This window comes from Pseudomonas sp. R11F (assembly GCF_050312575.1).
Classification (GTDB): domain Bacteria; phylum Pseudomonadota; class Gammaproteobacteria; order Pseudomonadales; family Pseudomonadaceae; genus Aquipseudomonas; species Aquipseudomonas palleroniana.
Genome location: NZ_JBNPJU010000068.1, coordinates 141,982 through 154,832, shown reverse-complemented (window position 1 = coordinate 154,832; position 12,851 = coordinate 141,982). Strand labels below are relative to the sequence as shown.

General features: G+C 54.5%; 20 protein-coding genes. 13 read left to right on the top strand and 7 right to left on the bottom strand.

What is annotated here, in order from left to right:
• Position 1: 1 nt before the first annotated feature.
• A complete protein-coding gene (locus ACQRBV_RS22625) occupies positions 2-967 on the top strand; it encodes a major capsid protein (RefSeq protein WP_042572010.1) in 966 nt (321 codons plus the stop codon).
• A 47-nt stretch (positions 968-1,014) separates the two neighbouring features.
• Positions 1,015-1,599, top strand: a complete 585-nt coding sequence (locus ACQRBV_RS22620; protein WP_411983995.1) for a hypothetical protein — start codon at positions 1,015-1,017, stop codon at positions 1,597-1,599.
• An 85-nt stretch (positions 1,600-1,684) separates the two neighbouring features.
• Here ACQRBV_RS22620 and ACQRBV_RS22615 read toward each other — a convergent pair whose 3' ends face one another.
• Positions 1,685-2,035, bottom strand: a complete 351-nt coding sequence (locus tag ACQRBV_RS22615) for a CPCC family cysteine-rich protein (RefSeq protein ID WP_411983996.1) — start codon at positions 2,033-2,035, stop codon at positions 1,685-1,687.
• Positions 2,036-2,237: 202 nt separating this feature from the next.
• Here ACQRBV_RS22615 and ACQRBV_RS22610 point away from each other — a divergent pair, with 202 nt between their 5' ends.
• The 8 genes from ACQRBV_RS22610 (at position 2,238) to ACQRBV_RS22575 (ending at position 5,923) form a co-directional block, all read left to right on the top strand.
• Complete coding sequence (locus ACQRBV_RS22610) at positions 2,238-2,741, top strand: DnaT-like ssDNA-binding protein (protein WP_411983997.1); 504 nt, start codon at positions 2,238-2,240, stop codon at positions 2,739-2,741.
• Positions 2,742-2,758: 17 nt separating this feature from the next.
• Positions 2,759-3,130 (top strand): hypothetical protein, encoded by a 372-nt coding sequence (locus tag ACQRBV_RS22605; protein WP_411983998.1) that lies wholly within the window; start codon positions 2,759-2,761, stop codon positions 3,128-3,130.
• A 17-nt stretch (positions 3,131-3,147) separates the two neighbouring features.
• On the top strand, positions 3,148-3,783 hold the full coding sequence (locus ACQRBV_RS22600) for a hypothetical protein (RefSeq protein ID WP_411984405.1): 636 nt from the start codon (positions 3,148-3,150) through the stop codon (positions 3,781-3,783).
• Positions 3,780-4,199 (top strand): phage tail terminator-like protein, encoded by a 420-nt coding sequence (locus tag ACQRBV_RS22595; RefSeq protein ID WP_411983999.1) that lies wholly within the window; start codon positions 3,780-3,782, stop codon positions 4,197-4,199. Before ACQRBV_RS22600 ends, ACQRBV_RS22595 begins: the two co-directional genes overlap by 4 nt.
• Positions 4,200-4,271: 72 nt before the next feature.
• Entirely contained in the window at positions 4,272-4,919 is a 648-nt protein-coding gene (locus ACQRBV_RS22590) for a phage tail protein (RefSeq protein WP_411984000.1), read from the top strand.
• 3 nt (positions 4,920-4,922) lie between these two features.
• Entirely contained in the window at positions 4,923-5,303 is a 381-nt protein-coding gene (locus tag ACQRBV_RS22585; RefSeq protein WP_411984001.1) for a phage tail assembly chaperone, read from the top strand.
• A 47-nt stretch (positions 5,304-5,350) separates the two neighbouring features.
• Positions 5,351-5,629, top strand: a complete 279-nt coding sequence (locus tag ACQRBV_RS22580) for a DUF1799 domain-containing protein (RefSeq protein ID WP_411984002.1) — start codon at positions 5,351-5,353, stop codon at positions 5,627-5,629.
• A gap of 60 nt (positions 5,630-5,689) precedes the next feature.
• Entirely contained in the window at positions 5,690-5,923 is a 234-nt protein-coding gene (locus ACQRBV_RS22575; protein WP_411984003.1) for a hypothetical protein, read from the top strand.
• On the opposite strand, the gene ACQRBV_RS22570 is transcribed toward ACQRBV_RS22575, so the two are convergent.
• A complete protein-coding gene (locus ACQRBV_RS22570; RefSeq protein WP_411984004.1) occupies positions 5,907-6,104 on the bottom strand; it encodes a hypothetical protein in 198 nt (65 codons plus the stop codon). The genes ACQRBV_RS22575 and ACQRBV_RS22570 overlap by 17 nt on opposite strands.
• Before the next feature lie 228 nt (positions 6,105-6,332).
• On the opposite strand from ACQRBV_RS22570, the gene ACQRBV_RS22565 reads away from it, so the two are divergent.
• The 3 genes from ACQRBV_RS22565 to ACQRBV_RS22555 all read left to right on the top strand — a co-directional run bounded on the left by ACQRBV_RS22565 (position 6,333) and on the right by ACQRBV_RS22555 (position 9,411).
• Positions 6,333-7,325, top strand: a complete 993-nt coding sequence (locus ACQRBV_RS22565; protein WP_411984005.1) for a PAS domain-containing protein — start codon at positions 6,333-6,335, stop codon at positions 7,323-7,325.
• Between the two features lie 260 nt (positions 7,326-7,585).
• Complete coding sequence (locus ACQRBV_RS22560; protein ID WP_411984006.1) at positions 7,586-9,025, top strand: ATPase domain-containing protein; 1,440 nt, start codon at positions 7,586-7,588, stop codon at positions 9,023-9,025.
• Between the two features lie 23 nt (positions 9,026-9,048).
• A complete protein-coding gene (locus ACQRBV_RS22555; protein ID WP_411984007.1) occupies positions 9,049-9,411 on the top strand; it encodes a response regulator in 363 nt (120 codons plus the stop codon).
• A 393-nt stretch (positions 9,412-9,804) separates the two neighbouring features.
• Here the strand turns inward: ACQRBV_RS22555 and ACQRBV_RS22550 are convergent, their stop codons facing one another.
• From ACQRBV_RS22550 to ACQRBV_RS22530, 5 genes are all read right to left on the bottom strand, one after another.
• On the bottom strand, positions 9,805-10,299 hold the full coding sequence (locus tag ACQRBV_RS22550) for a hypothetical protein (protein WP_411984008.1): 495 nt from the start codon (positions 10,297-10,299) through the stop codon (positions 9,805-9,807).
• 247 nt (positions 10,300-10,546) lie between these two features.
• Positions 10,547-11,272, bottom strand: coding sequence for a DUF2971 domain-containing protein (locus tag ACQRBV_RS22545; RefSeq protein WP_411984009.1), 726 nt, complete (start codon positions 11,270-11,272; stop codon positions 10,547-10,549).
• Between the two features lie 91 nt (positions 11,273-11,363).
• Positions 11,364-11,663 (bottom strand): hypothetical protein, encoded by a 300-nt coding sequence (locus ACQRBV_RS22540; protein WP_411984010.1) that lies wholly within the window; start codon positions 11,661-11,663, stop codon positions 11,364-11,366.
• Between the two features lie 53 nt (positions 11,664-11,716).
• Positions 11,717-12,325 carry a DNA translocase FtsK gene (locus ACQRBV_RS22535; RefSeq protein ID WP_411984011.1) on the bottom strand — a complete coding sequence of 203 codons (609 nt, stop codon included), beginning with the start codon at positions 12,323-12,325 and terminating at the stop codon, positions 11,717-11,719.
• An 83-nt stretch (positions 12,326-12,408) separates the two neighbouring features.
• Complete coding sequence (locus tag ACQRBV_RS22530; protein WP_411984012.1) at positions 12,409-12,831, bottom strand: Arc family DNA-binding protein; 423 nt, start codon at positions 12,829-12,831, stop codon at positions 12,409-12,411.
• Between the last annotated feature and the right edge of the window lie 20 nt (positions 12,832-12,851).

The window sequence follows — 12,851 nt, the reverse complement described above, 5'->3', positions numbered from 1 at the left end:
CATGGCTACAACCGTTAACAGCGACCTGATCATCTACAACGATGAGGCGCAAACCGCATACCTCGAGCGTGTCCAGGACAACCTGGATGTGTTCAACGCATCGTCCAACGGCGCGATGGTGCTGGACAATGAACTGATCGAAGGCGACTTCCGCAAGCGCGCGCTCTACAAGCTGAACGGCTCTCTGGAGCACCGCGACGTCAACTCTGACGGCAAGGTAACTGCCAAGAAGATCTCCGCCGGCGAAGCTGTGGGCGTCAAGGCTCCCTGGAAGTACGGTCCGTACCAGACCACCGAAGAGGCATTCAAGCGCCGCGGTCGTCCGGTCGAGGAGTTCTCCCAGATTGTCGGCGCCGACGTCGCTGATGCGACCCTGGAAGGCTTCATCCAGTACGCAACTGCTGGCCTGCGTGCCGCCATCGGCTCCAACGCTGACATGGTGGTTTCGGCCAACATCGAAACCGATGGCAAGAAGACGCTGACTCGCGGTATGCGCAAGTTCGGCGACAAATTCGGCCGTATTGCTCTGTGGGTCATGCACTCCAGCGCCTACTTTGACATCGTCGACGAAGCCATCACCAACAAGATCTACGAAGAAGCTGGCGTTGTGATCTACGGCGGCCTGCCGGGCACACTGGGCAAGCCGGTACTGGTTACGGATACCGCGCCGGCGGATGTGATCTTCGGCCTGCTGCCAAACGCCGTAACCATCACCGAGTCGCAGGCGCCGGGCTTCCGTTCCTACGAAGTGAACGACGAAGAAAACCTGAGCATCGGCTACCGCGCGGAAGGCACCGTGAACATCGATGTGCTGGGCTACAGCTGGAAAGCAACCACTGGCGGCTCCAACCCGACGCTGGCTGCCGTCGGCTCCGCTGCCAACTGGGTCAAGCATGCGGGCAGCAATAAGGTCACCGCTGGCGTGATGATCACGCTCACCGCAACGCCTCCGGTCACTGGTGGCTAAGTCTCAAACTCAACGCGCGGTCAGAAGTGGCCGCCTTGGAGAAACACATGGAACTGACTTACAGCAACCAACTGAACGGGTTCGATCCGGAGAGGCGGTATCGCAATCCGGAACACTTTGATAAGCCCGAAGCCGGTGTGACGAGCGTGCTGGTGATTGGCGATTGGCCAAGCGTGGTCAATGCGTACGAAGCTGCCGGCGTCGACGTGTCTGTGAAGGAAACCAAGCGGGTGCAGATTGTTGGTGCGAATAACCCTGCCGAACTGGAAAAGGTGATCGCAGCGTTGCGTGCTGAGCATGGATCAATCCAGATCCTTGTTGAGGGCCTGGGGGCTGGCGAGATTCACCGCCCCGAATCCGGCAAGCTGGCGCTGCGCTTGTTTGAAGTGCTGAGCACTATCCATGCCTCGGTTGGTGAGCTGACCTCTGAGCGTGACGGCCTGGCCTTGACTGTCGACGCGCTGCGCGCCGAAGTTGAAGCGCTGAAGAAGGCTCCCCTCAATTCGCCGGCTGATGAGGTTGGTGAAATCGCAGCGCTGAAAGCAAAGCTCGATGAAGCCAATATCCAGTACCGGGCCAACGCCTCGAAAGAATCCCTGGAAAAGCTCGTCGCCGACTTGCCTGCAGACTGATACTGAAACAGTTGGAGAAACACTGCTATAGGCGAAATCAGTCGCTTGAATAATTTAAAAGAAAAAGATTCAACATGGCTTTTGTTTAGGCTATTCGTGTGACTGACCAGTACGCTTCAGATTCCTCGCAGATCCCGATCGTATGCCAGTGCTCTAAGGCTTTGCGTGCATTTGCAGCCTGAAGCTCGCTGATGTTCATTCGCCGCCAATGCGGACTTCGGGAATACCCATTCACAAGGCCAATGTTTTCGGGATACTTGGAAATTGCGATGGTCTGAGCATCGGCTAAGGAAAGCGAGTTCGCCCCTCCATCTGAAGTAGGATTGGCCAATTGAACACCGTCATCCTCCCAGTCGCATAAAGCGCAGACATTGTAGGAGCCGTATGCCCCTCTGAAGGTAAGAAAGCCGCAGCAAGGGCATGGGATGTCATACATATGGGATACCTGATTATAGACGGATCGCCTGAACGCACATTATCTAGAACCAACCTTAGTTTGACACCATTAACGACACCTACTGGCGGCTTAGAACATCATCCCAAAGCGCTGTGCTCTGATATAGGTGCCGCAGCCGCACAATTATCGTTTAGCTATGCAGCATCCCTGCTAGCACGAAACTATTTCAGCGAGTTATTGAATGACACTCATCATCGAGGACGGCACCGGCAAGCCAGACGCCGAAAGCTACGCGAGCGCCGAGGACCTAGTCATGTATGCCGTGAAGTTCGGCACGGTCATCCCCGCTGGTATTCCCGAGCAGGAAGCGCTGCTGCGCCGGGCCGCCTTGGCGATGGATGGCATGAAGTGGAAGGGGCGTAAGACGGACAGCGAGCAGGCCCTTTCTTGGCCGCGCCGGGAAGTGCTGCTGGATCACGAGATCAAGCCAAACAACTACCTACCGGCGCGCATCCAGTATGGGCAGATGGCCTTGGCAGCTGAGATTCATCAGGACGATATCGATCCGGTGGAGAAGCGAAAGGGCGCTGTGACGCTGGAGCGTGTCGAAGGCGCGGTAACTCGCGAGTATGCGGCGATCCCGAACACCAGCAGCCGGTTACTGCCAGCGGCGCCGGACCGCCCAAGCGCAACGCAGTTTGCCGACTACCTACAAAAGCGCGGCCTGTTCGCAGTACGCGCATAGCAGCAACGGAGACCACCATGGCCACCTTCTACGACGAAATGGCCGTGATGGCTCTGGAAATGATCACAGAGTTTGGCCAGCCTGTGACGATCAGCAAAACGGAGCCGGGCGAGTACGACCCGGAAACGGGCGGCGAAGCACCTGGCACCACCGTCGAGCAAATCGTCCAGGGCATCCTGCTCGACTTCACCGGCATGGAATTCCAGACCAACAGCCTCATCAGGCAGGGCGACAAGAAGCTCAAGATCGCTGCGCAGGGTTTGACCTGGGTGCCTGGTCTGCTAGACAAGGTGGTCGCCCAAGGTCGCACCTGGTCAATCGTGCCGCCGCTGAAAGAGGTCAACCCTGCCGGTACGCCGATCCTGTATGAGTTGCAGGTGCGATCGTGACGAGCAAGTACGCGAGCATGAACGGCAGCTTTGCCGAGAATATCCGCGATTTCGCCGAGCGAGCGAAGGGTGGTATCGACGCGACCATCCGCGAGATCGTCATCGAGATTGGCAGCAGCGTTATCCGCATGTCACCGGTGGGCAATCCAGAGATCTGGGCTGCGAACGTCGTTCACCGGCAGGCGAACAAGCGGGCCGCCGATGACTACGACTTCAAGGTCGCGGTCCGCAATATGATCATCAACCTGAACGAATCGAACTTCACCAAAGCCGGCAAGCTGCGAAAAGCCTTGAAGTACGCCAAGCCCCTGACCAAGACCGAGCGCGACCAGAACTTCAACGTGAACGGTTTGGTGGCGGGCAAGGATTACGTCGGCGGGCGGTTCCGTGGGAATTGGCAGTTTTCCATTGGCACACCTGCAAAAGGCACGCTTGATCAGGTCGACCCGGCCGGCGGTGTAACGCTGGCCAAGCTTAAGCTGCAGGTGGAGTCACTTACAGCAGGGCAAACTGCCTATATCGTGAATAACTTGCCCTACGCAATCCCGCTTGAGTACGGACACTCGACCCAGGCACCCGGCGGAATGGTCAGAATTACCCTGGCCCGCTTCCAGCAGATAGTCGACGAAGCCACAAGGAACAACCAAGTATGAGCCACGCCATTATCGCGTCGATCTACGAGGCCAAACTGATTGCCTGGAACAAGGCCCGGGCTGAGCCGATAAAGGTTGTGTTCGAGAACGTCCAGTACGACCCGGCAGACGGCGAGACCTACCTGCGGGCATTTTCGCTACCGGGCGATACCGCGAGCAGCACGCTCGCCGGCGACCACCGCGCTTTCATCGGGGTCTACCAGGTCAGCATCGTGGCTCCGGCCAATACCGGCAAGACCAAGACGAACCCGCTAGTGGGTGAATTGACCACGCTGTTCCCGCTTTATGCGCGAGACACAAAGGCAGGCCTTACCGTCGTCACGATGTCACCGGTCGACCCAGGCCCTGGCATCCCTGATCCGCCCACATATATCGTGCCGGTGTCGTTCGAGTATCGAGCTGACATCGTCACCTGAATACGCCCGTTGGGCAAACCCCGAAACCCGCCACTGTGCGGGTTTTGTCATTTCTGAAAAGAGGAAACACCCATGCAAATGCCCAACGGCGCCACCCTTGAGATCGCGTCCATCTATGGCACTGCGATCCCATTCACCGCTCTGACCAACGCCAATCCAGCCGTCGCGACAGCTGCGGCGCATGGCCTGGCTGAGGGAGACATCATTGCCGTAAATTCTGGCTGGACGCGCCTCGACGGTCGCGGTGTTCGAGTTGGAGAAATCGCCAGTGGCACGTTTGCCCTGGAGGGTGTGAATACCACCAGCGTTCAGCAATACCCAGCCGGCTCGGGCATCGGTTCTGTCCGCGAGGTAACAGCCTTCACCGAGATCTCTCAGATCACCGAGATGAATTCTAGTGGTGGTGATCAGCAGTTTCTGACTTTCGGCTTCCTGGCTGACGATGACGATCGTCAGATGCCGACCACCAAGAACCCGATCACGCTGACCTTCACCGTCGCCGACGATCCGTCCAAGCCATATGTGGCCGTCTGTGAGGCGGCGGACGATGATAAGCAGGCTCGCTTGCTTCGCCTGAACCTGCCGGGTGGCAGCAGCATTATCTACAACGGCTACGTGTCGATCACTTCGACCCCGACCATGTCCCGCAACAGCCTGATGACCCGCGTGATCAGCTTGGCGCTGACCGGCCGTCCAACCCGCTATGCGCCTGCGGTGTAACCCATGGCCAAGTTCAAGCTGATCCAAAAGCCGACGTTCAAAGCGCCGGTGATGATCCAGCGGGCAGGGTACAACGCTGAAAAGGTGGAGTTCGAGTTCAAGTATCTGGACCGTACCGCGCTCGCTGAGCTGTACACCGGCTGGAACGAGCGGCACGACGAGCTGGGCAAGCAGGTAGGGGATATGGATCTCAAAGCTTTCACTGCCGCGCAGATCGCCCTACAGGCCGACCAACTGCTCGATGTGGTGGTCGGCTGGGATATTGAAGAGGAGTTCACGCCTGAAAACGTGCGCATCCTCGTCAACTCGATCAACTCGGCGCCGAAGGCTGTGCTGAATGCTTACGCCGAGGCTTTCAATGAGGCCCGCCTGGGAAACTCCTAAGCGCCTCACGCGCCCTGTATGAGCCTGGGCCATCAGATGCAGAACTGTTGGCCTTCGGTTTGTCGCGCCAGGACTTACCCGACAAGGAAGTCGGCATCTGGCCTGACAACTGGGATGTTTTCAAAGTCTTTGAGGCCATGAGCACCCAGTGGCGCACAGGCACGTGCGGCGCGACTGGCATGGACTACAGCGTTCTATCCGGGGTGATTCGGATGTGTGGCGTACCGATCAGCCAGCGACAAACCATTTTCATCGACTTCCGGCGGATGGAGGCTGAAGCCCTGCAGGTGATGGCGGAACAGCGGGAGAGGGCGAGGAGCGCCTGATCCTCAGACACAAAGACGTAAAACAACCAACATGACGCGGCAGGGCCGCAGGAGATACCTATGGATAAGCCTTTCGCCATTGTTGATGGGCAGCTTTACATCAACGAAGTCATGATCGGCGGCAGCACCGTCGGAATGGTTCGCGTCACTGACGATCGAATTCAGGCTCTGTCTCAGTCGGTGTCGACCTTGAACGCTCAGGTTCACAGTGAAGCGGCTGCGAGAGCCAATGCAGATATGGCACTCGCAGCGCGTGTTGATTCGCTTCAGGCGTCTATCAAACCTGGTGCGTAAGGTGTTTTGCGGCTGCCATCGCCAAAACACCCAATTCCTTTAAAGAAAACTCGTCTACCGGTTTTCCTTCAAGTTTAACGTTCACAATTACTACGCAACCATCCTGGTCGGTAAGGCTGGCTTGAGCGGTTGGCGGATTGTTACGGCGAGAAAGGGACAGGCTATTCAGTTCTAATGCCACGTTCACCTCCAGGTCATAAACGCGCCGATATTGGCGCTGTCCCAGTCCTTGGGCTTGCAGGCGAAGGACTGGGAAATCCTTGCGTGCGGCAGAAGGCTACTATCTGCGGTGGCTGCAGCGTTACTGGCTTTCCATCCACACTGGATGGGTAAACAGACCTTACGATTGTAGTACCCTCTCAATTCCTCTAGTCTTGGACTCAACGGTTAGGGGCTAAGCTGGAAAACGATGCATAAACATGATGATGATATTCCTGTCGCCCACCCCGATCTTCAGAGTGCAATGCTCGATGCGACTCCTGACTGCATTAAAATTCTCGATCTGAACGGAACGCTATTGGCTATGAGTAACGCTGGGTGTCTGGCGTTGGGAGTGACAAAGTCTCAGGTTAAAGGAAGTTCTTGGGTGGCCCTTCTACCCACATCAGTTCATGACGCTGCCACCGAAGCTTTAGCTCAAGCTCTAAGTGGAAATACCGCTCGTTTTGCAGGGTATAGTGAGTGCTCCGGAAAAGTTACTTACTGGGATAACTTACTAACTCCCGCAGCTGATCAGACGGGGAAAGTGAGCTCGATCGTATGCGTTTCTCGGGATATTACGGAACAGACGTTGTTGCGGCGAGACCTAGATAGATCTCTCAAACGAGAGCAACTTCTTTCGGGCGAGATGCTTCATCGGATTAAAAATCTTTTCTCGGTTGTGAACGCAGTTGTGAGGATGTCCGATAGGGAAGCACGGTCCGTCGGTGGGGATGGTGGGTTGGCTAAAATTCTTACCGATAAACTGGGAGCATTAGCACGAGCTTATGAGTCTGTGTTGGCTGGCCCGGAAATGTCGAACGCTGATATGAAAGCGTTCACGGGCTCAGTCTTGAATCCGTTTGGTTCGCAATGCAGGTTAATAGGCCCGCAACAGCAGGTTCCTCAGGAACTCTGTCAGACTCTCGCACTTTTCCTTCATGAGCTGGCAACTAACTCTGTGAAACATGGCTCTTTGAGCAGCGCTGACGGAGAGGTTCATGTTTGCTGGTTTACTAAAGAAAAGTGCCTAACAATCGAGTGGCGCGAGATCGGCGGCCCTGCTGTATCAATGCCGACCAAACACGGGTTTGGCACGCACATGATTGATCGATTAGCAGAGTCGATCGACGGCTCTATCGCACGAAATTGGGACCCTGCGGGGTTGCACGTTTCACTGAAGATTCCGCTTGGTAAAGCGTAATCTCACGCGCTGGGCTTTTTGCATTACCCCTCAGTCTGCTGAATGCCTGGGCAAGAGACAGAAACGTGGTGTGTGTTCGCTCTCAGCCCTAAGCTGACACTCACTATCTAAGAAATACGGAACGATTCAGAAGAAGGCAACGGCGCATTCAGCTCTCTTTTTCAATCATGCGTTAGCCGAGAATGGCTCCTGAAGGCAAATGGCGTTAGCATTCCGCCTCACTCGGCTTATACAGCCTGTTTTCAGATCAGGGTCGCATCGTGGAAAAGCTCAAACGTCTTCAAACTGGGATCGAAGGGCTAGACGCTCTGCTCAAAGGAGGGCTAGTCGCAGGCGCTTCATACATCATCCAAGGGCGGCCTGGTTCCGGCAAAACGATCTTAGCCAACCAACTTGGGTTCCATCATGCGAACAACGGCGGCCGAGTTCTGGTCGCTACGTTGCTGGCCGAGTCACATGACCGTCTTTTTCAGTTTCTTTCTACTCTGAGCTTTTTCGACGCTTCCAAAGTCGGCGCACAAATTCAGTTTGTCAGCGCGTTTGATACTCTGGAAAACGAGGGCCTGGGTGAAGTGGTAAAGCTGCTTCGGCGCGAGATCATTCGTCAAAAAGCCACGGTGATGGTAGTAGACGGCTTGCTTAACGCGCGCTCAAAAGCCGATTCGCCCATCGATACCAAAAAATTTATTTCGGAGCTGCAAGGGCACGCCGCCTTTGCGGGTTGCACCGTATTGTTCCTCACCAGCTCACGTATCGATGATGGCAGTCCCGAGCACACTATGGTTGATGGCGTGATTGAAATGGGCGAAGAGTTATTCGGCACCCGCTCAGTACGTCGTATTCAGCTGCGTAAAACTCGTGGCAGTGGCGCAATGACAGGTATTCATGAGTGTGAGATTAACGACAACGGATTGGTCGTTTACCCTCGACTCGAAAGCCTTTACAGCCATCCATCCGCCCCAGACAGTGCCGACATGACGCGCATTGCCAGTGGAATTGGCTCACTAGATGGCATATTGGGTGGGGGCCTTTACAGTTCCAGTGTCTCTCTCGTCATGGGGCCTTCCGGAATTGGTAAAACGACTCTGGGATTGAAATTTTTGGCCGAGTCTACGGTAGATTCTCCAGGACTGCATTTTGGCTTCTACGAAAGCCCACAGCGGCTTCGACTCAAGGGCCAATCACTGGGTATCGATATCAAAAGCATGGAAGACAGTGGCGCCCTGAGCATTGCCTGGCAGCCTACTACTGAAGGCTTACTGGATGGACTGGGTGCACGACTACTGACTATCGTTGAAGAAAAAGGTATCAGACGCCTGTTTATCGACAGCCTTAGCGGTATGACGCGAGTCTCAACGAATCCGGCGAGGATCACAGACTTTTTAAGCGCACTGATGAACGAGCTGCGGGCCAGGGGGGTCACGGTATTCGCCTCTTGGGAAATGCGCGATCTGTTTGGTTCAGAGGTCAGTGCGCCAAGCTCGGACCTGTCAAGCATCGTCGACAATCTGATGCTCATGAGATTCTCAGAAAATCACTCTGAACTATGCAGGACGCTTTCCATTCTTAAAGTAAGGGATAGCGCTTATGACCCCTCGCGTTTTGAGGTTGTCATCCATAATCAAGAAGTTTTATTGAAAAAGGCTTTAAGACATGAACCATCAGTGCACACTGAGTCATTTCCTGGTTCAATTTCTTAAGCTTTTGAGTGGGTTGAACTAAAATGACCACCATCTTGGTCGTCGACGACGAGTATTTGATCGCTGACATTCTCAGCTTCGCGCTGGAAGATGAAGGGTTCATGGTGGTAACGGCCAGTAATGGTCAAAAAGGACTTGAGGTGCTTGATAGAGAAAGGCCAGCATTGATCATCACCGATTTCATGATGCCGGTCATGGACGGCTTAGAATTCGCCACAGCCGTGCGAGCACTTCCTTCCACTAATCACTTACCGATTATTTTGATGAGCGGTGCCCAGGCGGATATTGGTAGGCAAAGACCAGATTTGTTTGATGCTGTATTACCAAAGCCATTCGATATCCACTTGATTATCACCGAGGTTAGAAAACTTCTAGCCTCAGAGTAGCAGGGGCGTCCGTTACTACGGCATTTGTAATCTTTACCTCCCAATCGACCAAGTGCGTAAGCTTGTAGTTACCTGGTCTCATACGGGCCTGCGACCTTTCCGGCATCGTCGTTCGCTCCCACGGCTTCATGCACAAATTCATTGACTGGGTCTGGAGCACGTAGAGCCTAAGCGAAGCCTGGGGACCGCAACACGTCGCACATGATCACCAGAGTCTAGAGTTTTCGGCCAATATTCACAGGCGCCCACGCACCTCGTACAGATGTAGGGGACGTCTTAAAAAAATATTCCCAGGCAGCGTTTAATCAATCTGTCGTCAACGGCCATAATCGGCCAGAAGCATCCATTCATAGATGACGCTTCCGACCCAAAGCGGACAAGTGAGAGCGATCATCAAGGCTTGGCCGCCTGAATCGCTGGAAACTGAAACTCGTCGTTCACTCTTTTTTGGGTGAAGTCGCTGCCGCTGTCTTGCGCCTTGCTGCGGTAAGTAGAGTCGGTTAACTCAATGATTTCGTACGCGTCATTAAGGTAAGGGTTTCCTGGGATGGCGTGAGAGATCTCATCTCCCACTTGCCTCCCGGTGGTGATGGTGAAGTAGATCTTGCCGGACACTCCCCATAAGCCGAATTCCTTTTGCTCAATCCATTGGCCGGATTTGTCGGTCACGCGAAAGTGCGTGGTGAAGACGCCATCGGCGCGGCGCTCGCTCAGTTGCTGCGTACGTTTACCGTCGAGGGTTGTCGCTTCGCCGTACCATTTACCAATCATCAGGGCGTGTTCCTGTTCTTGAAGGGTACTGATGGGTTTCACGCTATGGACCTGAGGTTGTTGATCGCAGCCGAACAGACACGCGAGGGTAAGCGCTAAAGCGAAAGGTTTGAACACGTAAATTCCTTGGCTCATTAGCCCGCTGCCTGTCGATCCCGCTCAACGGGGGGAGACTCGGCGATTTACCTGGTAGGCAGATAGTGACGGGCAATAATAGTCAGGGTGATGACAAATGGCCATTAGTATTTACGCGTGCCACCCTGAGTCGTCTCTGAGTTAGTAGAGTATTGAATGACTGCTTCTGGCCGATAGCTGTCTTTGGACTAGTCCAGCCCCGCGCTGGGCTTTTTGCATCTGACAACCGCTATGCGTTCGACCGATAAGGTTCGGAATGCAAATCCCACGTTCGCTGATTCTGATAACAGACGTGAAACTCAAAATTCGGGTGGTGCAGATGCACCCTGGGAAGGGTTCCTTCGAAATCATCGATGAGCGCTGCAAAATACCTGGCGCCTAGATATACCCCCATGATGGCATCTGCCGGTATCACGAAATCTTGGAATTTTACTTGAGGTGTGTAATCAATCCGGCGAGCCACACGGATCTCTTCCTCATACGACCAGTGAAGCGACTTATAGAGGAAGAGGCGCTGGAGCATTAGCCTGTCATGTTGAGAGGATAATTCGTCGTGATAGGGTAGAAGGTCGCTGTCTAGGCTTGGGCGGACAGTCGTGTAGATAGCGTTGCCCGAACTGGCAGTGATGATATTGGTGGCCGGGCACTCCAAGCCTGCCGCCTCGCTGTCAATCGCGATCACGCCGCCAGTATGGCTCTGTCCATAATGGGCCCACATCAGCGGGTTTAGTGGATTCCGAGTCAAAGACAAAATGCCGAAGGCATTTCTGAACGAGAAAAGCCTATCCGCGTTTGTGGAACCAACTGTTCTGACGTTCAACCCTTCGGTTGTAGTTTCCGCCGATGCGGCGCAATCGAAAGGATCATTGAAATTGACTGGCTTAGTAAACCTGATTGTCCGATTGCTCAGACATGCTTCCAATCCGGCGAGGCTCATGTATTTGTAGACGATCATCAGTGCTCCTTGCGTTTAATGTGTTCTAAATAAGCACTTACGAGCTGAGGATTTGTACAGGCAAGAAAAAGCCCGGCGGGCCGGGCTTGGGTTACTTGAAATTCCGCTCGTAAAGCAGTTCGTTGCACCGGCGGGCGACCGTCAAAAAAAACCATCCACTCAATGCCAATCCCCCCAGTAAAAGAAACGCTAGAATTGCGGCCGGTGGCAGGCCGTGGTCCTGGGAAAGGCTGATTAACTCGGGAGTGCTCTTCCAGACGACTGATACGTAAAAGGTCCCAATGAGGAAGCTTGGGCCTCCAATAAAGGCGAGCGCCCAGTCGTTGAGATCTGCCAAGGTCTTCTTTGGACGATTACGCCATGCAACAGACATAGGTTCGAGGATTTTCATAGCGACTACTCCGTTTTGTTGAGTGCAAAGAAGCGCAGCGGGCCTGTCGTGGGCTAACCTTTTGCGTCCCAGCCAACGACGATGCCGTTTTCCAAGGTCACACGCAGTAAAAATCGGTTGCCGCCTTCGTGATGATATTTCCAAATTTCGCGGGATTTGGCCTTCATATATTTTTGATCGATTGCCTCTGGTTCACCGGCTGAGTCGAATAGATGAGCAGCCGTCATTCCCTCCCAGATTTTTTGATCAAGAATTGCCTGGACGATTCTTTGGTCAGCGTATTTTTCTGAGAGATAAGCGGTCCGCAGAGCAAGCTCCTCCTCCTTTCGCTGCCGTTCGATTTCGGCTTTGGAAGGCAACAGGCGCGCAGCGCCCCGCTGCTGGTGGGAGAGTAAGTGGCGGCGGCCTTCTGCATCAGGTACCGAGATAACGCAGTCATCCTCAAGCGCTTCGATCAGGCGCGCTGCACGGTTGTAGCCGATTTTCAGTTGGCGCTGAACCGCTGACACGCTGCAGTGGCCGCTAGACATAATAAAGCGTGCAGCATCCAGATACAGCGAATCGTCATTGGGAGCCAGATCTGAAAAATCGATCCGTGGCTGTGGCTGTGGGCTGGGCGACTCCGAAACCGATCCGCCGAAGAGTTTATTCCACCAGGACATCCATGGTTCCTCACTGGTTGGCGCCGGGCCGGGCTTGGTCGGGGTGTTGACAGTGGCAATACCCATTGACTGGATGGGCGCGATCAGAAAGAAAGCGTGATGCGGTCAAGGCCATTGATCTCCACTGAGTATCCAGCATCTTCGAGACGCCGGATCACGGTTTTCAGTGTATCCATATGAGCGTCGTCGTTTGAGTCGAGATTGAACGGAGATAGCGACACTACGACGCGAGTTTGCCCCCCTACTGCTGATAGGGCGATTGATCGTTGTATTGAGTCGTGAATTTTCTTGGTGAGATTGCCCTCTGCCAGCGCTACTAACTCTCGTGCCTTCTCCGCGCTCAAAAATGTAGTAGAGCGGTCATCCGCTATCAGGCTGAGCTCAAGCCTGGTGACGATCTCTGCGTTCAGCGAGCGCTTTGAATCTTGCGCTGCTTTCTCAATTGCATCCCTGAGTTCTGGCGTCATCCGCAATGGATAGGCGGCCTGCTGCTTCTTCTCGCTCATGTTTGTCCTAGGGCTCAAGG